Below are 21076 nucleotides of genomic sequence, written 5' to 3'. Positions count from 1 at the left end.
GACAGATGACACCTCCGGATCTTTATTGTTTAATGAAGACAACGGAGGTGTTTTTATGCGACGAAAAAGTCGATTTCCGAAATTTTTATTTTTATTACTACTATTAGGTGGCGGCTATTTCGGTTACCGCTATTTTATTGAAAGTAGCCAACCCGTCGATGCTGCTTTTGTCAGTGAAGCCAATCAAAAATTACAAACAGACGGACAAAAAATGCCATTAATTTTACAGACTGATCCTACTTGGGCCAACACTCCTTACGGCAGTGGTTCGACGACTAACGATTTAGCTACCAATGGATGTGCCATAGCTAGTCTTGCGATGGTTGCTTCCTTTTACCAAAGTCGTAACGTGAGTCCTCAAGAAATTTTAAACTGGAGCGGCAATACATATTATACTGAAGGTTCTGGGACAGCATGGTCAATCTTTTCCGCTTTTGCGGCGAATAATGGTTTGAATTATCAAAATTTAGGAGTGGATGGCAGCGCTATTCAAAATGCTTTAAATCGAAATATACCAGTTGTTCTTTCAGTTAATCCAGGAGAATTTACCGATGTTGGTCATATTATGGTTATCATGAAAGATCTAAATACTGATCAAATCCGGGTATTCGATCCAAATGACTCACCACGAAAAAAGCATTACAATCAAACTTATAACCTAATTGACATCTTAAACCAAACTTCAAATGCTTGGGCATTTAGTTGACAAAAAAGGACATTGGAGAATTATTTTTCTTCAATGTCCTTTTTTGTATTTAGTAATTACTTAGACTGATATATGATTTAATAATTGTTGGTTTTCATAAGCTGCAATTTGTTCACAAAAATGCTTTGAAAGATAGTAACCTTTTCTCCAATTAGTAATAATATAATTACCATCAATATTCTCATTTTCCATTTTTTGTCGTAATTTTCGAATGATTTGTGACAACTGGGCTAAGTTTGATTGGGTAGTTTCTCCTGACCAAAGACAACTAGCCAATTCATTTCGGCCAACAATTTCCCCATTCGCTTGATACAATTCATTAAAGGCACGCCGCTCATTTTTCGATAAGTCATTCAGGAAATTTTGTAATGATTGCTGTTCAGTCTCTTCACCTTGTAACCCAGCGGACATTTTTAATCGGTCATTTTCAGTTGTTGGTCCAGTTTTTATCAATACTTCTCTAATTTCTTTTAACGACATATTTGGTGTTAACCAACCAGAAAGACCCATTTCTTCAAAATCTTCTATTAAAGACCCCTCATCTACTCGATAAGTTCTGATACCATTTTTAGCTATTTTTCTTAATAATTGCTCCGTCGTATCATCAGATAAGGTCTCACTAAAAATAATAATTTCAAAAACAGACAAATTGTTGAATGCCCGTGTTCGATCATTAAGTATTAAATTTACTAAAGAGTTCGAGCATAAAACTTCGTAACCTAATAATTCTAATTTTTGTCGCAAATCATTTTCGGCCAAAAGATTTTGCGTTAATATTAAAACTGTATTCATAATCCACACTTCTTTCACAAAAAATTATTTTAGTACTTTAGTTATTTTAAAATTTAAGAAATTTTTGACAGAATAAAAGATTTTTATTTATTTCATTGTACAAATATTACTACATTAGCTTTTCTTGTAAATCCCTTTGAAACCGTTTTCTCAACATCTTGAGTCTTTTATCTATTATTTTTTGAGTAATGTGATACTATCGTTTTAGAAAAGAGGAGGGATTAGCTGATGCGTATTTTTATGATCGACGATCAATTTATTATTAGAAAAAAAATAAAGGACGTAATTTCTGCATTAGCGTTCACAAATCTTTCTTTAAATGAAATTACGAATGAACAGGAATTTTATCAAAAAATATCTGAGCTCGAAATTTTTGACGATGATTTCTTTATCTTAGATATTGACCTAAAAACTTATTTTTCAGGAATTGATCTTGCTGAAAAAATTAGACAGCAAAATAAATCAGCGTTTATTGTTTTTTTGAGTGCCTTTGACTCAAAGGGAATTGAAATTTTAAATCGACAAATCTTCCCCCTTGGTTATCTACTAAAAGATCAGTCTGCTGATGAACTGACTGTTGCGATAGAGACGCTTTTAAAAAAAGCCAATTTGAAAGTTATAGAGAAACAAAAAGAAGAACAGATCTTAGTATTAGATAATTTTGAAACTGATATTTTGATTTTAGAAAGTAATATTTTTTATGCGGCCACCGTCCCTGGGTTTAAAAAAACGGTACTGATTAAGCATAAAGATGGTGAGTGTATGGTACGTGGGAAACTATCTGATCTGAAGAAGTCGATGAAGAGTCCTTATATATGTAAGGAATTAAAATCTTTTATCATTAATTTAGCATTGGTGAAAAATATTAGTACTTTAGAAGGAACCGTTCAGTTTACTGATGGTACGAGTTTGGAGATTGGTAAAGTTGGGGCACGTAAAATGAAATTATTTTTGAAGGGCCTTGAGTTAAATGAGCTTTAGCTTTATGGTCACTGCCTATGCAATTAATTACTTGGCATTGATCTGGAGTTTTTTTTACAAGAAGTTACTTTCAAAAAGACAGGCTTTAATTTTATCTGTTATTACTGCGTCAACCGCTCTCCTTTCAGTCTATACTAGTGATAGTTTCCTATACATTAATATTCTAGCTTACTTCTTTATCCAATACTTTATGATGTATAACCATACTAAAAATTGGCTTTTGCCTGCTGTATTTCTAATTTTTGCTGACAGCTTAATTATGTTAGTTTGGGTAGTTACCTATCATTTCCCTAGAGAAATTATGAATTTGTTAGGTCAACCGTTCCATTACAACCACTTAATTGTTAGTGTTCTTCAATTTTTATTGTTATTGCTCTGCTCATTCGGGTTTAGTAAATTAGATAAAAAATATGCCATTTGGCAATCTTTAAATGATACATCCCAAAAATATACACGTCTAGGCTTAGGTATTTTCCTACTATTCCTAATTCTAATGTTTTTACATGTCTACATTTCTATGCGTGGAGTCGTGGTCACACTCCTTTTAGTACTATGTTTAATGTTCGTAATCTCAACTTTACTGATTTCTTTACTGACTTTAATCAATAAAAACTATCAACAGAGAAAATATGTAGAAAATCTGACACTATCTTTGGAAGATGAAAGAGAGAATTTTCAGCTAATTAGAGAATACCGCCATGATTTTCGAAATATCATGTTAGCCATGGAAGAATACTTGTCTAATGAGGATATCATTGGTGCTCAGGAATTTCTGGAACAGATCGTGGGTAGTACAAAAGGATATCTGAAAAATTATCATTATGATCAAATTTCAGTTATTCAAAATACTGCTTTGAGAGGATTAGTCACTGAATTCATTCGTGTTTGTGAACAAGAAGATATTGAATTGACTTTGAAAATTGATCCAATTTCAACAATTCCAACAGTATCATTAGTTGATTTTTTAAGGGTATTCTCTATCTTAATGAACAATGCAATCGAAGCAGTTCAAAATGAAAAGAATAAAAAAATCTCAGTCAGTTTTACTAATGATCGTGACAAATTAATCATTAATGTGGCTAACCCTTCTAGTAATCCTGTCGATATAGCAGCTATTCTAAAAAAGGGAAATAGCACAAAGAACAATCATTCTGGCCTAGGCTTATGGAATTTAAAGAAAATTATCCATTCTTACCATGATTGCCAATTTTTACTAAAGAATGAAAATGGCTTTTTTAATGCAAAATTGATCCTAAAATATTAAAACCTTTAAGCGAAACCACTCAATGGTTGTCGACTTAAAGGTTTTTTTCATTATTCAGAATAATGAATTCGAGATATTATTGTTTCTTTTGTTACCATTTTAGTAGTTGCAAACGTTAAAATCAATTGAACGATAATTACAATTAAAATTAATAAAACGACTTGTATCGTTGGATAGGCATAGGTTTTTATTTGTAATACCCGATTTGTTACAGCATAAATATAAGCGCCATAGCCAAGTATGCTACCAAAAAATACCGACAATGCAATAATACCTACTGCATAAAATAGTCCTTCTCCCTGTAACATACGACGCATTTGACGATTCGACATACCAATCGCTTGCATGACACCTAACTGTTTTTTGCGTGACAAAATACTATCTATAGTTGTATTGATTAAATTCATCACACCGACAATGCCAAGAATTATCATGATTCCATAAACTGCACCACTCATTAAAACAGTGATTGATTCCCATTCTTTTTCAATTTCTGTAAATGAATCCATTGTCAAATAATCATATCTATTGATAATATTAGTTAGTTTTTCTTTGATAGCAGTCATTTTTTGAGGTTGGACTTGGACATCAATCGAATATGTCGTATTGTGGGGTGACTGTTCTTTTATGAATTGATTACTTGTCAATAGAGTTCCTCTACCTACAATTCCTTCGGGAACATCAGCGATAGCTGCAACCGTTAGTTCTTGAATGTGGGACTGATCTCCAGCAAATAATTCTACTTTTATTTTACTTCCTACTTTGATCTCCGGATAATGTTTCACTAAAACTTCTGTCGCAATCACTTTATTGCCAGTTAATAAGTCCGCAAAACTAACATCCTCTTTCTTCACGTAACTCTTTATTGTCTTAAATTGTTCTTCGTCAAAGCCTTTAAGAAATCCTGTTAATGCACCATCACCGTATATACTCATTATTGCGGGTGCCTCAAAACTCATCATTCGCTGAGGATAGATTTTTTGAACACCAGAAAGTTGTTCAATTTCTTGTAGAGTATCTTCAGACAATGGATTATTTTGTTGAATTACCGTCCATTCTTGCTGAGGATTCATTTTATCTCCTGAAACAGCATCTGTTTCTATCCTAAAGTCTTCAGCAATAGCATCTCTGGCAATCTGAGCTGGGTTCATACAGGTAAAAATAGTTGCCACGATAATAAATAAAATCCCAATCAAACTCAATGAAATAATCGTTGTGAATGTTCTTTTTTTATTACGGAAAAGATTGGTTTCAGCCAGCTTTCGCAAGTTTAAATTTGTAAAACTTTTTTGATGTTTACGTTTTTTCGATTTCTTTCCTGCATAATTCATCGCTTCAACAGGCATGATTTTACTAGCGAATCGCATAGGTTTCAAAGATGAGATAACCACTGTTAACAATGTAACCACTATTGCCAATATTGCAATCCACGGAATAAATAAACTAACCTTACCTTCCGCAATAATTTTCTGTATAACGATCATCATTTCATTTTCAGTATAAGTAGACATAATTTGTTGGAAGAAAAATTTCGCAGAAAAGATACTAATGATTAAACCAATTGGAATCGCAATAAGGGCCACCAATAAATTTTCAACCAATACAACTATTCTAATTTGCTTTTTGTTTGCGCCTAATGCTCTGAGTTTCCCGTATTCTTGGACTTTATTAATCATTGAAACGTAATAGATACTATAAATCGTTAAAGCTCCCACTATCAGAATGATTGCAACAATAAAAATCATTCCTTTAAAAAAACTAGGATCAACATAATTGGCAAAAAGATAATCACTATTCATGACAGTATCTGCTTCTGAAATATCAAAATCTTCTGCGATTTTTTTTGAAATATTTTCTATCTCATCAGTTGTACTTGCTTCGTTCGTACGAAATCTTACTAAAACTCTATATGTCCTTTCTGTTTCAGGAATAACTGATTTAGTAAAATTCTCTGAAACCAGCATCGATAATACTTTATTTTTCTTCGTTTGCGTTCCTTCTGGTAAAATACCTACTAATTTAAAATCATTAGTTTGTGCGATACTTAAACCTTCTTTTTCATAACGTTGGTAAGCTATAGGAATTGTGTCTCCCAATTTAGCATCGGCAAATCCTAGAGACAAAAGCCCTCCTTTAGATAATGCGATCTCATTATCTTTTTGCGGCGCTTTTCCTTCTTTGATAGTACCTTTTGACAGTTTTAAGGCTTGCTTGTCAAAATGCGTTATTACTATGCGTCCATCCTCAATAGGTATCTCGCCGATGTCTTGTCTTAAGCCATATGCTTCAAAAGATTGATTCAAAATTAATTGATCCTTCACTGGCTCCGAAACATTTCGATACATCGTATGAAAAGTTGGATAAATACTATTTACTGCATAATTTTGTGTATTGACCATTCCCATGCCAATACTAATAATTAAATAAACCAAAATTGTCGTAAATACAATCGCTAAACCTGATAAAATATTTTTAACCCGATGATATTTCGTATTCGCCCAGGCTAAATTTAGTACGGTTTTCATTTAAATCACCTGCCCATCTTCAATATGGACAATCCGATCCGCCATTTGTGCAATCATTTCATCATGGGTAATCATAATTAACGTCTGACCAAAATTTTCTACTGAATTTTTCAATAATGTCATGACTTCTAGTTCTGTTTTGGTATCAAGATTCCCGGTTGGCTCATCTGCTAAAATTATTGAAGGTTCAGCTGCGATAGCTCGTGCAATTGCTACCCGTTGCTGTTGACCACCAGATAATTCGCTGGGTAATGCACGTTTTCGATCTGCTAAACCAATCGTCTTTAATAAGTCTTCAATGAAAGGTTCTTTCACTTTTCGACTATCTAAACCAATCGGTAAAACAATATTTTCCCAAACATTCAAAGATGGAATTAAATTATAGCTTTGAAAAATAAAGCCGATTTTTTTCCGGCGAAATTCAGCAAGCTTTTCGTCTTTCAAAGTGAAGATATTTTTATCGTCTATTATAACTGCTCCAGAATCTGGTCGATCTAAACCACCAATTAAATTTAACAAGGTGCTTTTACCAGAGCCTGATTTGCCGACAATCGTAACAAATTCCCCTTTCTCCACTAACAAATCTATATGGTCTACAGCCTTAACAATTGTACTACCATCATCATAATGTTTTACCAAATCATTAATCTCCAAAATCATTTCAATCGCCCTCTTTCCTATCTCTTACTACAAGTATAAAAAAGAAAGCTTTCAATCAGCTTTCAATCTAGATAACAGAACTGTAAGAAACTATTTAATTAAAGGTAAGGTTATTTGAAAATTTGAACCTTGAGGATTTTGATTTTTCACCAGGAGAGCACCATGCTGTTCTTCAATAATTTTCCGCGCTAAAAATAAGCCAACCCCTGAACCTTCAATTTCTGTTTCAACTGTTTGCTGACCGCGATAAAAACGTTGATAAATTAGACTTAACTCTTCTTTGGCAATCCCTGGACCTTGATCAATTATTTCTATTAAGGCGTAATTGACTAAACTAGAACAGCGAATACGTATTTTTGAGTCAGTTGGTGAGTATTTTATAGCGTTCTCTAAAATGTTTCCTAGAGCCTCCCGTGTCCATTTGATATCAACAAAAATATCGATAGCTTCAGTTTGAATGACTTCAATCTCAATCTTCTTTTCAATTGCCGACATAATCAAACCGTTGACAACTTTTTCTAATAACTTTTCCAAACTATATTGTTGAGGGCTTAACGAAATTAAGTCTGCCTCTAATTGAGAGATTTTAACCAAACCATCTAACATCAAATCTAGCTTATTTATTTGTATTTCAGCTTGCTTCTTAAAATCTTGCCGCTCATCTACAGAATAATTTTCAGAAAGGGCAATCTCCATACTTAATTTCAAAGAAGAAATTGGCGTTTTTAACTGATGAGCAATTTCAGTTATGCTGGATTTAATATCGTCATCTTCTTTAGACTTTTTTTGAAGCTGCAATTGAGTTAACGTAATAGCCTCTGTTTGTTCAGTCAATTGATTATCCACTAAAATCTGTTCTTTTCTTAGCCTTTTAAGATGAAAAATAAAAAAAACAATCAATAAAAACACTGTTGTAATAGTAATTAGCAGATTTTTGATTGTATATTTCTGAATCAAATTTTGTTGAGTTGTTTCTTTGTTTAGCAAACCATATTTTTCTGATAATAACTGACCTGTCTCTATTTGTGCTTCATCAGTTTCTTGATTAACAATACGAATTACTTGTTCTTCTGACAAACTACTTTCTTCAATCAGTTTTCCTAATAAATAAGCCTGGTTTTCACGAAATCCCGTTTGAAAAGACTGATAGTTCCAAAACAATAATCCACCACTAAAAAGCAATATTAGCAGACTGATTATTAAGATCTTTGAACTGCGTTTACCCATAAATAGCCCACCCCTCGAATTGTTTTTATATTTTCTTTTCCAACTTTTTGTCGCAAACGGCTAATATTAACAGGAATCGTATTTCTATCTATGTAACCTTCTTTTGTATCCCAAATAGTTTCCAACAATTGTTCTTGTGACAAAATCTGTTGAGGATTTTCCAAAAATATTAATAATAATTGCAATTCTGTTTTACTTAAAACCACCACTTCATCACCAAGAGTCACTTTCATTTCAGCTGGGTTGAGTGTTAAATCGTTTGAATGTAAAATATTGCCACGATTATTTTGAACTCGCTTGAATAAAGCGTTAATCTTTGAAATCAAAACCATTAAACTAAAAGGTTTAGTAACGTAATCATCTGCACCTTGTTCATAACCAGAAACAATTTCATATTCTTCTTTATGTGAGGTCAATATTAATATCAGAATATTTGAATGTCGACGAACTTCTTGACAAAAGTCCAAGCCATTGCCGTCAGGTAAAGTAATATCACTAATCAATAGATTAAAACTTTGTTCAAAGAATACCTTTTTAGCGGCTGCAATGGTAGAGCAAATTATTACTTCATAGCCTTCTTTTTTCAAGCTTAGCTGAATTCCTTTACTTAAGCTTTGATCATCTTCTAACAATAGTATTTTACTCATGACAACCTCCAAATTTTTCATTCTTTAAAACTATTGTAGCAAAAGTTTAAAGGGAATTTCTTCCTTACTTATAAATCTCTAACCAAAAAAATAAAGTGTAAGCTTTATACTTACACTTCACTCGTTTATTTTTTGATCATATCTAAATAAGCAATGCTTCTCATCAAACGCTGAGCTCCCTCAATAATTTTGTCCTGTGGTGCTCCTAGATTAAAACGAAGATAATTCATTCCTTCTGGACCATAGGTTTCCCCACGCATGATGGCGACCTTTTCTTTTTTTACCAATACTTCTTGAAGATCATCCATTGAATAAGGTAAAGTTTCAAGATTAATCCAGCCTAAATAAGTCGCTTCAGGGATTAAAAACTTTATTCGTTTGTCTAAGTCTAAAACTTTTTTTAGTGCGTTAAAATTTGCATCAATTGTTTGATTTAACCTTGTTAACCATTCCTTTTGATTATTATAGCAATCCATCAAGGCTAATAGGGCCAAATAAGGTATTGAAGACAGACCATCGCGTCCTTTTAGAATTGCTAGAAATTGTTCTCTTAATTGTTCATCGGGAAAAATAGCATATGATCCTCCTAAACCTGGTGTATTAAATGTTTTAGAAGGTGAAGATAACAGTACAACTGGTGTTTTTATATTATTTTTTAAAGCTAATATAGGTAAATGAGTTTTTCCAGGTCGACGAACATCCATATGAATTTCATCACTAATAATTGCAACATTAAATCGATTACACAGTTCAATTATTTTTGCCAATTCCTCTTGATTAAAAACACGTCCTGTTGGATTATGCGGATTACACAAAAGAAATACTGCTGGTCGTTCTCTTTCGATTGCTTCTGCCAACATCCTAAAATCAATTGTAAAAAACTCATTTTGATTGGTTAAAGAAAATGCCAACAATTCCCGTTTATTTTCTTTGATACAATTAAAAAAAGCATCATAACAAGGAGTCAATGTCATGACTTTATCATTTTCTTGACTAAACATTTGGAGTGCAACTGATAGACTATAGATAATGCTAGGCGCATACACGCACCATTCTGGATCAATTTTACAATCGAATTGTCGAAGAAACCAACCACTTATACTTTCTTTAAAATCAAAATGATTCCAGCGTGTATAGCCAAAAAAACCTCGATTGACTGCTTGATTTAAAACTGCCGTCGTCCCTTCTGGAATCATAAAATCAGTATCAGAAATAGAAAATGGCAGCAAATTTTTTTCACCAAAACGATCTTGCACATAATCCCATTGAGTCGAATAGGTACCATAGCGAGACTGCTGCTGTTTAAAATTGCTCAAATATATCACTCCTTTTATCTAAAACTTCTAAAACCGCCAAAATCAAATCAATTGTCCTTTGGATATCTTTTAAGTCAACTATCGAATGCCATGAATGACAATATCTCACAGGAATACAAAGAACTAAAGTAGGTTTGCCATTAAATAGTTGGACTGAACCAGCATCAGTTCCACCACCTGCCAACAAATCATATTGCCAATTAAGATTTTTTTCTTCAGCAATCTCTTTTATAAAATCTAATAATTTTAAATTACCTAAAGCTGTACGATCAGCTAAAACTAAGCCCGGACCGTTCCCTAAGATTCGATTGGCAAATTGAGCGGCTTTTGGTGTGTCTTTTCCATTAGCTACATCAATCACTAAATTAAGATCAGCATCGACATTTTTTACAGCAACTTTTGAGCCACGAGTGCCGGCTTCTTCCTGTACAGTTGCGACCCCAATCACCTCACAATTTTGCCCTTGATATTGATTTAAAACTTCTGACATAACCGTACAGGCTACACGATTATCCAATGCCTTACCGATTATTTTTTGCTGATTAAAAGTATAATTAGCTATTGTATCTGGTAGTATCATATCTCCAATTTGTAGACCTGCTGCTATCAATTCTTCTGCCGAACTAGCACCAAAATCAATATACATTTCATTTATTGGTACCACAGATTTCATATCATGATTTTCTTTTGGTAATGTTCCCACCACACCTTTCAGCGTGTAGCCATTTTTTCGACAAGTTGCTCGCACAGTTTGACCTAAAATCACATGACCCCACCAACCACCAATCGGATAAAAATAAACAAATCCCTCTTCGGTAATTCGATGCACAAAAAAACCAACTTCATCCATATGAGCGTATATGGCTATCTTTTTTCTAGTAGCCGTTAGGTTGCCAAAATATAAATTCCCAAAGGCATCTTGCTGACTTGAAAGTTGAATTTCTTCTTTCAATGCAAGCCTAACTTGTTCTTCTTGTCCTGGTAACGCATCTAAATTTGACAATTTCATCAATAAATTAGCAAGTTTCATCAATCATCATCCATTCTTTTGGAAATTTTGTCAGTATTTCTGCAGTACCTTCTTTATTCACCAAAATATCATCTTCGATTCTGATTCCAAATTGCTGTGGTAAATAAATTCCCGGTTCAATCGTAAATGTCATATTTTTCTCAATTTTAGTCGTTTCATGAGGTGCCAAGGACGGATATTCATGACACGACAATCCTAAACCATGACCTAAATTATGACTAAAAAAATCAGCTATTCTGTCTTCCGCAAATCCGTTTCGAGCTTCTTGATCCAGTTCACCAAACGCCTTTCCTGTCACTACTTCTTTGATAGCTGTTTTTTGAACAGCTAATACTTTTTGATAGATCGTTTCAATTTCAGCTGACACTTGACCAAAAGCAAATGTTCTAGTGATATCTGAATAATAACCTTGATTAATCGTGCCAAAATCAATCATGATTAACTCATTTACAGAAATTTTTTTGTGACTGGCATGTGCGTGAGGCAGTGCTGTTCGTTGACCGGAGGCTACAATTGTTTCAAAAGCTGGACCATCACTCCCTTTTTTCTTACTGCGGTAATCAATTTCATTAGCTAATTCTATTTCAGTCATACCAGCTTGAATGAATGGAATGATTTCTGCTAAAGTCTCATCTGCCAATTGTGCTGCTTTTTTTATTTTAGAGATTTCTTCATCTGTTTTGATCATCCTCAACTTTTCAATTAAAAAATTAGTAGGTACTAATTTACCGATATTTTTCTCAGCAATTGTTTGGAAAAGTTTGAAAGTTTGATAATTAATTGTTTGTGCCTCAAAACCAAATGTTTGCTGTTTAAATTTCTTTGCTAATAATTCCTCTAATGAACTACCAACGGGAATCTCACAAATTTTTGTATCTTTTGTTTGCTGCTGCGCTTGTTCAGTATACCGACCATCTACAAACAAATGACTTTCTTTTTCTGTAATTAACAACAAACCATTAGATCCAGTAAAGCCTGATAAATAACGTCGGTTAACTTTATCTGTTACCAATAGACCATCCAAGTTATTAACTGCTAAAAGGGACTGTATTTTCTTGCTATTCATGCACTCACTCCTTTAAAAGAAAAAGGACAGCTTTTAAACTGTCCCGGTTGTTTAAAAATCAATATCCGTTAAATATTGTTCATCTTCATCACTAATTATTTGATTTGATTTAGCAATATTCTCTGCTTCACGGTCCAATTCTTGTTTTTCTAAAACTTTGAAAAATGGTAGATACAAACCAAACGACAACGCAATTTGAACCACTTGAATAATAATTGCTCGCCAGTCAAAACCAGTTAAAAATCCTTCCATAAAAATCGGCACATATGGTGGATCAAAAATTGGAAAGTTTAAAAATCCTAATTTCATCGCAATCATTGGTAACATTCCCACAAAGGCGCCTCCAAAAATAAATGGAATCATTAATACTGGATTTAGAATAATCGGTACCCCGAATAAAACGGGCTCATTAATTCCGAATAGAGACGGTAGTAAAGCAACCGCACCAACTTTTTTATATCGAGCCGATCGGCTAATTAACATCGCAATAACCAGTCCCATTGTTACGCCTGAACCGGTAAAATTAGCAAAAGCAGATAACGTTCCATTTGTAATAACATGAGTCAACGGTTGTCCAGCTTCGTGAGCAGCAATATTTTCAGATAAATATTGAACAGCAATTGGTGATAAAATTGGTGACAATACGGCAGAATGAATTCCGAAAAACCAAAAAACTAAACGTAAAACCAAGACGATATAAATAATCCAAAGAGAATCTAAACTACCAATAGCTGGTGCTAAAACATCCATAATTACTTGAGGTAATAAAACACCACCAGACAAGCTATCAGTTACTGCACGAATGACAATAAATAAAATCCCGATTGTTGCAGTTGGCGTAATTAATTCAAAAGAGCTGGAGACAAAATCCGGTACCCCTTCTGGCATCTTAATTACCAGTTTATGTTTCGTGAAGAATTGATAAATTTTAACTGAAATAATAGCTACAAAAATAGCGGTAAATAATCCTTTTGAGTCTAAATAGCTAGCAATAATATTCCCGTTTTCATCAACATCCATTGCTACTATTAAAAAGGCAATCGCAGAAAGCATCATGGAGCCGACTGTATAAAGCTTATAGTTTTCACTTAAAAAATAAGATATTGCCAACACTGCATACAAACCAACCAGACCTAGCGAAACTTTTGAAATAATACTAAAAATATAGCCATAAGTTTCAAACCAATTTGCAACCGCTTGCGTTTTTATGAATTCAGGAATCGATGGGAAAATTGCTGCAATAGATCCCAATAATAAGACTGGTGTCATTACCACCATCCCTTTTTTAATTGCTGTTAAGTAGGGATTGTTATCTACTTTATTAGCAACTGGCACCAACGTTTTTCGAATAAATCCTTCAACCTTGTCAAATGCACTTTGTTTTTGTGGATTTCCCATTTTTTAGCCTCCTATGCTTGCGCTTGATTTTTTCGATAAGCAACCAATGCTTGTTTCATGACAGTCGCTCCATCCATTGAACCATAGATATCTGAAGTCAAAAGCACAGTTGGTTTATTCACTTTATCCGCTTCTGTTTTTATAAATTCATATTTATGGCTCAATTGTGGTCCGACTAAAATGACATCGTAATCATTGATATAACGATCCAATTTGTCGATTCCGATTGCTTCCATCGGATAATCCGCTTCCTCTAACTTTTGAGATTCTTTAACAACTTTTTTCATGGACTCCATCATCATGGTTGTTGAAAAACCTCCGGCACAAACTAATAACGTTTTCATTTATATTTCCTCCTTTTATTTATTACTTTTCTCGTAACATCTCAATCATTTCTTCAATCAGATCTCGTGCTAAAATGCTATTCATTAAATGGTCTTGCGCATGAACCATCAATAAAGAAGTTTCAGTTTTATCCCCATTTATTTCTGCAGTAATCAATTTTGTCTGGACATCATGAGCTGCGATACTTTTTTCTTTTGCTTCCTTCATTTTGTTATCAGCTGCAGTAAAGTCACCTTGTCGTGCAAAACGCAAAGCTTCAAAAGCAGCACCTCTTGAATCTCCTGCCGCCGAAATAATTTTAAAAATGTCCATTTCTTGGTTGGTCATGTTGTTATCCTTCTTTCATCAAGCTTTTTATATAAGTGATAAACTCGTTATACGAATTTATTTTTGCTAATTGATTATTTAATTCTGGATCATCCATCATTTGAATCATCAAATGACTAATTTCTTTATGAAGTGTTAAATGATCTTTTTTTATATTGATTAAAAAAATAATTTTGACTTCTTTACCGTGATAATTCAGTGGATTTTTTAATAAAATGAGATTGATTACTTCTTTTGTGGCTCCTTGCTCCATTGGATGGGGACCGGCGATACCTTTTTGGTAAATTGTGTCAATTAAATTTTCCCGTTCCAATACACTCTTAGCAAAACCCGGTTTAGCTACTTCAAATTTTTCTAACTTAACTGCTTCATTTTGTAAAAGAGTTAAATAATCAGAATTCTCGTAAGAAAGTCTAAACCATTCCTCTTTAAAAAGATCCAGCACAATTTGATTCGCATCTCGGCCATGTTTTTGTGATTCCCGTAAAATCGTTAAATCCTTTTCTATTTTAGAAAGATCCTTGGCATTTAAAATCGGCTTAGTAAAAATAACTGGCAAATCAATTTGATCTGTTTCTAACGGCACAGTTGAAATCAATAAATCATATTGATTTCCTATTCGACTAATTTCATTTAAAGCAAAAGTAGTGACCTCTGCTTTGGCAAATAAGCGTTCCAAATTCACTTTTAGCAAATAAGAAGCCCCGCCTCCGGTTGCACAAATAACTGCAATTTTTTGATAATCATCAACTACTTGATTGGCATACTTTTCCAAACTTGCAGCAAAATAAATTGCCACGTAGCCAATCTCATCTTTACTGATTTTGACGTCTGAACCTTCGTTTAATAAATCGATAAATGTTAGTGCCAAACTAAAGACATTGGCATATTGAGTGTAGATATCTTCAATTAAAGGATTTTCCAACTGATGGCCCGTATACAATCGTTGCAGTAGCGGCGCCACATGCATCAATAAAGCATTAGCTAATTCTTCGTCGTTGCTAAAGCTTGTTTGATAACGACGATCAATTATTTTCAGTGCCTGATGTATTTTATCAACAAGGTGATGATTATCAGTTTGATTTTTTAAAACTGTAAACTTTCCTCGTAATTGTTCTTTCAAATAAATTTTTTCCGATTGACTAAAACTTAATTGATAGTGATCTGTTAAGTACTGAAGCAAATTTTTGGTCAATTGATCATAAGTATCCTGAATCTGAGAATTAAAATTTTCTTCGTCAGAAAGTGTATTGTGTTGAAGCATCCGAAAACTCAATAATTTAATATGCTGCATCACGTTCTCAAAAACGATATCACTAACTTTTAAATGATTCAGCTGTATTTGCTGCTGCAGAAAATTTCGTAAATCAGCTTCATCAAATATTCTATTGAACTCTTGATACTTCTCGGTCAGCATAGGTAGTTTTATATTTTTTCTAAGTAGGTCTAAAATTGCTTTTCGCTTTTGCATTTCTGAGCCGGTAATTTTTAATCCATAATGAGCTTTACTATATAATTTCAACTGATATTTTTTACAAAATGCTTCTACTTTTTTCATATCGGTCTTAATAGTTGATAAACTGACTACTAGATAATCAGCTAATTCTTGTAAAGTAATAAAATCTTCGCTGAACAATAAAACAATCAAGCTACTTTTGATCCTTTGCTCTGGACTAGTACTGTCAATTAGTTCGTCATGAAAACTATCTGTTAAAAAGCTCTGAAATTTTACTTCAGAGACAATCACTAATTGATAGCCACTCCCTCGAATTCTTTTTAAAGCGAAACCTGCAGATTTTCCGATAGCGTTGATTAGTTTAATATCATTCGCTAAGGTTCTTTCAGAAATGCCGAATGCATCAGCAATTTTTTGAGGCGTAACAATCTGATCTTGGAGATATAAATATTCAACTATTCGCTCTTGCCTCATCATATGCTCCTCCTTACAAATCAAACTATATAATGTAAGCCCTTTATTTAAAATGGCAAATCTTGCAGCCAAAATTTGCAAAAAAAGTCTCATATTATTTTGAAGGTTGATTATAGCATATCGTCATCTTAAAATAACTAAACTAAAAGTTTATACATGAGATGAATTCCTTATTTATTCTTTGAAATATTTTTTTTAAACCTATAAAACACTTCTTTTTAAGATTATAAATGTATTTTTCTGAAAGCTGTATTAGTACTTGGCGAACATCACATATTCTTTTAAAAACACATGATTATTTTCCCGTAATAATTAGTCAAAAAAAAAACGGCAACTATGGCCGTTTTAAATACTTCGATTATGTTATTTCCGATACATCTTAAACTCTAAATACAAATCATTATAAATCTGTAAATACTCTGAGCCTAAATCTTTATAAACCTCCAAGTGGCTAATCGTTTCATCATCAGGATAAAACTGCGGATCATTTGAGATTTCCTTTGGTAATAGTGCTAGTGCTTTTTCATTAGGTGTTGAGTAACCAATATATTCTGCGTTTTGAGCAGCATTTTTTGGTTGTAGCATGAAATTAATAAAATCGTAGGCGCCTGCTTGGTTTTTTGATGTTTTAGGGATGACAATATTATCAAACCAAAGATTGGAGCCTTCTGACGGAATAACGTAATGAAGATGACTATTTTCTGCCATCATATCAGCGGCTTCACCAGAAAATGTTACTGCTACCGCACTTTCTTCATTAGCCATATACATTTTAATTTCATCAGCAACAATTGCCTTAACATTTGGTGTTAAAGTATTTAATTTATCTACTGCCTGATTTAGCTGTTTCATATTTTTACTATTGATGGAGTCTCCTAAACTATCTAATGATAAGCCCATGACTTCACGCGCCCCATCAATCAGCATAATATTATTTTTTAATTCTGACCGCCATAAATCATCCCAATGTTGGATTTTTTCACCAGAAATAAATTTATCATTGTAAACAATGCCTAAAGTTCCCCAAAAATACGGAACTGAAAAAGTATTGTTCTCATCAAAAGATTGATCTAGAAAACGAGCATCGATATTTTCCAGTCCTTTAATTTTACTATGATCTAGTTTCAACAGTAACTTTTCTTTTTTCATTTTTTGAATCATGTATTCGCTAGGAATTGCTATATCATAGGCGGTACCGCCTTGTTTAATTTTGGCTTCCATTGCTTCGTTAGAATCAAAGGTTTCATAATTGACTTTGTAGCCATATTCTTTTTCAAATTTAGCTAGTAATTTTGGATCAATGTAATCGCCCCAATTGTATATATTTAAGACCTTTGAACTAGCATTGCTGCTACGATTAATTTGCCAAACAGCTAACGATAAAATACAAATGATCCCAATCACACCAATGAATAAAGCGTATAGTTTTCTCATTTCAGTACTGCCACCTCCTCAAAATCCCGTTTGCGTTTGCGGCTTTTTTTCGAATTGTCGCGACTAATAAAATAATAACCTACAACTAAAATGAGTGAGAAGATAAAGACAAGTGTCGATAAGGCATTAATTTCCAAACTGATTCCTTGACGGGCTCGCGAATAAATTTCCACAGACATTGTAGTAAAACCATTTCCGGTTACAAAGAAAGTTACGGCAAAGTCATCTAAGGAATAAGTGAAAGCCATGAAATAACCCGCAATCACTCCTGGAGTCAAAAATGGTAAAATAATGTTTTTTAAAACTTGCCAATTATTTGCCCCTAAATCTCTTGCTCCGTCAATCATAGAATCATTCATTTCTCGTAATTTCGGTAAAACCATCAAGACCACTATCGGAATACTAAACGCCACATGGGAAATCAGCACACTGAAAAATCCTAGTTGAAACGAGCGAATCCAACCACCTAACATCGTAAATGAGATTAAGAAACTGGCACCGATAATTACATCCGGTGAAACCATTAAAATATTATTCAAACCTAATAACGCATTGCGAGAGCCGCGTTTTCTTGTATAGTAAATTGACATTGCGCCAAAAGTGCCTATCGCTGTAGCAATTAAGGCTGACAAAAAAGCTAAAACAAAAGTTTGCAACACAATACTAATCAAACGACTATCAGCAAATAAATTCTGATAATGTTCCCAAGTAAAATGAGTAAAGTTGCTCATATTGCCGCCTGCGTTAAATGAATAGAAAATTAAATAAAAAATCGGCAAATACAGCAAAACAAAAATAACTATTAAATAAATGTTTGCCCATGAAAATTTATTCTTCTTCATTAATTACGCCCTCGCTTTCTCTCACCCGTTAACATCATGACAATAAACATTGCTAAAATTAAAATCACTCCAATTGTTGAACCCATGCCCCAATTTTGAGTCACCAAGAAATGTTCTTCAATCGCAGTTCCTAAAGTGATTACCCGATTGCCACCGATTAAACGAGTCAGCATAAATAGTGACAAGGATGGAATAAATACAGCTTGCACACCACTTTTTACTCCATTTAATGATAGCGGGAAAATCACTCGCCGAAAGGTTTCAAAATTATTTGCTCCTAAATCACGACTGGCACTAATTAATGAAGGGTTGATTTCTTCCAATGCATTAAAAATTGGCATAATCATAAAAGGAAGTTCAATATAGGCAGCTACAAACATAAAGCTAAAATCAGTAAATAATAGCTGCTTCGGTCCAATCCCAATGAAACTAAGGAAATCATTGACTGAACCATTGGCACTAAAAATCCCGATAAAAGCATAAGCTTTCAATAATAAATTTACCCATGTCGGTAAAATTACCAGCAGTAAAAAAAGTTGCCGATGTTTTAGACGAGACAAAAAATAAGCAGTTGGATAACTCAAGAATAAAGTAAATAAGGTAATCAAAAAGGCAAAAACCACCGAATTCAGAGTCATTCTTAAATAAGTACTAGAAGTCAGATAGGTCCGATAATTATCTAAAGTAAAATGTCCCGACATATCAAAGAAAGATTGATAAACAATTAAAATCACGGGGGCAATTACAAAGAATAACAGCCAAAAAAAGTAAGGAACGGAATAAAAACGACGCATATTTTTCATAAGTTCCTCCTAATCTTCATAGCTTTCTAAACGAGCATCAAATTCTTCTTCTGATTCATTGAAACGCATTACATGGATATCTTCTGGTTCAAAATACAAACCAACTTGACTGCCCTTTTTAGCTTTTTTGGTCGAATGAACCATCCACTCATTTCCATCAGAGTCAATGCCATTCATTTCATAATGAACACCACGGAATAATTGACTATCGACAGTTACAACTAACTTCCCTTTTTCTGGTGTCGTCAAAGTTAAATCTTCTGGTCGTAGTACTACTTCTACAGACTCATTTGGCCGCATCCCACCATCAACACATTCAAATTTTTTCCCAACAAATTCTACTAAATTATCTTCAATCATCGTACCTTTGACAATATTACTTTCTCCTACAAAATCAGCGACAAAATGATTAATCGGTTCATCATAAATATCAACTGGTGTACCACTTTGAACAATTCTACCCTTATTCATCACAAAAATTTCATCGCTCATGGCTAAAGCTTCTTCTTGATCATGGGTCACAAAAATAAAAGTAATTCCTAAGCGTTTTTGCAATTCTCGTAATTCATATTGCATGTCTGTCCGTAATTTTAAATCCAATGCTGATAAAGGTTCGTCTAATAATAAAATTTTGGGTTCATTAATAATCGCTCGTGCGATAGCCACTCGTTGGCGTTGTCCACCAGACATTTCGCTGATTTCACGATGTTCATAGCCTTCCAACTGTACCAATTTCAAAGCTTCTAAAACTTTTTTCTCAATCTCTTTTTTATTTAAACGTTTGATTTTTAGACCAAAGGCAACATTGTCAAAAACATTCATATGAGGAAACAAAGCGTAATCTTGAAAAACGGTGTTAACTTGCCGTTTATTTGCTGGTACATCATTCATCCGTTTGCCTTCAAGAAAAATATCACCTTCAGTTGCATCGGTAAATCCAGCAATAATTCTTAGAATAGTCGTTTTACCGCAGCCAGAAGGTCCCAACAAAGTATAAAAGCGACCTTCCTCAATATCAAAATTGATTTTTTTCAACACCGGTACATCATCATCATATTTTTTAACTACATCTTTAAAAGAAATAATTGTGTTTGTCATTTCTTCACTCCTAACTTCTATAAATAAGAATCTGTCGCTACAATCAATAGCTGACTTTTGCCATTCGCTGCATTTTGCAAACGATGAGGTTTACTAGCTTCATAATAAATACTCTCTCCTGCATTGGCTATGTAATCATCCTCGCCAAATTGCAAAGTAACCTTGCCAGCTAACACATAAATAAATGTCTCTGATAATGAAGGTGCAAATTGTTTATATTGTCCATTTTTTTCAAAAGTTAGCAAAATAGGTTCCATTTCTTTTTCATTTGATTCTGGAATCAACCATTTGATTTGATACCCATTGGATTCATCATGATAAAAGGTCATTTCTTCATCTGAATAAACAATTTTTTGATTGACATTTTTTTGACTAAAGAATTGCTCTGGCGTCACACCTAAAACAGCTAAAATATCAAAAAAAGTTTCCATTGAAGGTGATGAGACATCATTCTCCAATTGTGAGATATACCCTTTAGATAAATCGGTTCTTTCGCCTAGCTCTTCCTGAGTCAAATTTTTTTGAACCCGTAAATTTTTTAATTTCTCGCCAATTTTCATATATTTACTCCTTGTGTTTGGTATTAGTAAACTTAGAGTTTAATACAACTATTCAAGTATACGAAGATTATCCTAAAATGCAAGACAACCATCCCTTTTATGAGAATCTTTTAAACAAAAAAATA

At 33.4% G+C, this 21076-nt stretch carries 20 protein-coding genes; 3 read left to right on the top strand and 17 right to left on the bottom strand.

Annotated elements, in window-relative coordinates; genetic code table 11:
• Positions 1 to 55 precede the first annotated feature (55 nt).
• The gene (locus KUA55_RS02330; protein ID WP_218324559.1) at positions 56 to 706 is read left to right on the top strand and encodes a C39 family peptidase; all 651 of its coding nucleotides are present in this window, start codon (positions 56 to 58) and stop codon (positions 704 to 706) included.
• Positions 707 to 766: 60 nt separating this feature from the next.
• Here the strand turns inward: KUA55_RS02330 and KUA55_RS02325 are convergent, their stop codons facing one another.
• Positions 767 to 1498 (bottom strand): winged helix-turn-helix domain-containing protein, encoded by a 732-nt coding sequence (locus KUA55_RS02325; protein ID WP_218324558.1) that lies wholly within the window; start codon positions 1496 to 1498, stop codon positions 767 to 769.
• Between the two features lie 228 nt (positions 1499 to 1726).
• Here KUA55_RS02325 and KUA55_RS02320 point away from each other — a divergent pair, with 228 nt between their 5' ends.
• Entirely contained in the window at positions 1727 to 2479 is a 753-nt protein-coding gene (locus tag KUA55_RS02320; protein WP_218324557.1) for a response regulator transcription factor, read from the top strand.
• Positions 2469 to 3743, top strand: coding sequence for a sensor histidine kinase (locus KUA55_RS02315; protein WP_218324556.1), 1275 nt, complete (start codon positions 2469 to 2471; stop codon positions 3741 to 3743). The genes KUA55_RS02320 and KUA55_RS02315 overlap by 11 nt, the downstream gene beginning before the upstream one ends.
• Before the next feature lie 50 nt (positions 3744 to 3793).
• Here KUA55_RS02315 and KUA55_RS02310 read toward each other — a convergent pair whose 3' ends face one another.
• The 16 genes from KUA55_RS02310 to KUA55_RS02235 form a co-directional block, all read right to left on the bottom strand.
• Positions 3794 to 6268: an ABC transporter permease gene (locus KUA55_RS02310; protein WP_218324555.1), complete on the bottom strand. Its 2475-nt coding sequence runs from the start codon at positions 6266 to 6268 to the stop codon at positions 3794 to 3796.
• Entirely contained in the window at positions 6269 to 6928 is a 660-nt protein-coding gene (locus tag KUA55_RS02305; protein WP_218324554.1) for an ABC transporter ATP-binding protein, read from the bottom strand.
• A gap of 90 nt (positions 6929 to 7018) precedes the next feature.
• Positions 7019 to 8155, bottom strand: coding sequence for a sensor histidine kinase (locus KUA55_RS02300; protein ID WP_218324553.1), 1137 nt, complete (start codon positions 8153 to 8155; stop codon positions 7019 to 7021).
• The gene (locus KUA55_RS02295) at positions 8128 to 8802 is read right to left on the bottom strand and encodes a response regulator transcription factor (RefSeq protein ID WP_218324552.1); all 675 of its coding nucleotides are present in this window, start codon (positions 8800 to 8802) and stop codon (positions 8128 to 8130) included. Before KUA55_RS02295 ends, KUA55_RS02300 begins: the two co-directional genes overlap by 28 nt.
• Before the next feature lie 125 nt (positions 8803 to 8927).
• Positions 8928 to 10118, bottom strand: coding sequence for a MalY/PatB family protein (locus KUA55_RS02290; protein ID WP_218324551.1), 1191 nt, complete (start codon positions 10116 to 10118; stop codon positions 8928 to 8930).
• Positions 10105 to 11148, bottom strand: coding sequence for a M42 family metallopeptidase (locus KUA55_RS02285; RefSeq protein WP_218324550.1), 1044 nt, complete (start codon positions 11146 to 11148; stop codon positions 10105 to 10107). The genes KUA55_RS02290 and KUA55_RS02285 overlap by 14 nt, the downstream gene beginning before the upstream one ends.
• Entirely contained in the window at positions 11135 to 12214 is a 1080-nt protein-coding gene (locus tag KUA55_RS02280) for a M24 family metallopeptidase (RefSeq protein ID WP_218324549.1), read from the bottom strand. The genes KUA55_RS02285 and KUA55_RS02280 overlap by 14 nt, the downstream gene beginning before the upstream one ends.
• Positions 12215 to 12265: 51 nt before the next feature.
• A complete protein-coding gene (locus KUA55_RS02275; RefSeq protein WP_218324548.1) occupies positions 12266 to 13612 on the bottom strand; it encodes a PTS sugar transporter subunit IIC in 1347 nt (448 codons plus the stop codon).
• Positions 13613 to 13623: 11 nt separating this feature from the next.
• Entirely contained in the window at positions 13624 to 13956 is a 333-nt protein-coding gene (locus tag KUA55_RS02270) for a PTS sugar transporter subunit IIB (RefSeq protein ID WP_218324547.1), read from the bottom strand.
• 22 nt (positions 13957 to 13978) lie between these two features.
• On the bottom strand, positions 13979 to 14284 hold the full coding sequence (locus KUA55_RS02265; protein ID WP_218324546.1) for a PTS lactose/cellobiose transporter subunit IIA: 306 nt from the start codon (positions 14282 to 14284) through the stop codon (positions 13979 to 13981).
• A 4-nt stretch (positions 14285 to 14288) separates the two neighbouring features.
• The gene (locus KUA55_RS02260) at positions 14289 to 16217 is read right to left on the bottom strand and encodes a BglG family transcription antiterminator (RefSeq protein ID WP_246601348.1); all 1929 of its coding nucleotides are present in this window, start codon (positions 16215 to 16217) and stop codon (positions 14289 to 14291) included.
• A gap of 360 nt (positions 16218 to 16577) precedes the next feature.
• Positions 16578 to 17648 (bottom strand): ABC transporter substrate-binding protein, encoded by a 1071-nt coding sequence (locus KUA55_RS02255; protein ID WP_218324545.1) that lies wholly within the window; start codon positions 17646 to 17648, stop codon positions 16578 to 16580.
• Complete coding sequence (locus tag KUA55_RS02250) at positions 17645 to 18490, bottom strand: ABC transporter permease (RefSeq protein WP_218324544.1); 846 nt, start codon at positions 18488 to 18490, stop codon at positions 17645 to 17647. The genes KUA55_RS02255 and KUA55_RS02250 overlap by 4 nt, the downstream gene beginning before the upstream one ends.
• On the bottom strand, positions 18490 to 19293 hold the full coding sequence (locus tag KUA55_RS02245) for an ABC transporter permease (protein WP_218324543.1): 804 nt from the start codon (positions 19291 to 19293) through the stop codon (positions 18490 to 18492). Before KUA55_RS02245 ends, KUA55_RS02250 begins: the two co-directional genes overlap by 1 nt.
• 9 nt (positions 19294 to 19302) lie before the next feature.
• Positions 19303 to 20391, bottom strand: a complete 1089-nt coding sequence (locus KUA55_RS02240) for an ABC transporter ATP-binding protein (RefSeq protein ID WP_218324542.1) — start codon at positions 20389 to 20391, stop codon at positions 19303 to 19305.
• Positions 20392 to 20408: 17 nt separating this feature from the next.
• Entirely contained in the window at positions 20409 to 20951 is a 543-nt protein-coding gene (locus KUA55_RS02235; RefSeq protein ID WP_218324541.1) for a helix-turn-helix domain-containing protein, read from the bottom strand.
• Between the last annotated feature and the right edge of the window lie 125 nt (positions 20952 to 21076).

The organism is Enterococcus alishanensis, assembly GCF_019218635.1.
Taxonomy (GTDB): Bacteria; Bacillota; Bacilli; order Lactobacillales; family Enterococcaceae; genus Enterococcus_A; species Enterococcus_A alishanensis.
Note: the sequence above shows the minus strand (reverse complement) of the source record. Positions and strands in the feature narration are given on the sequence as shown.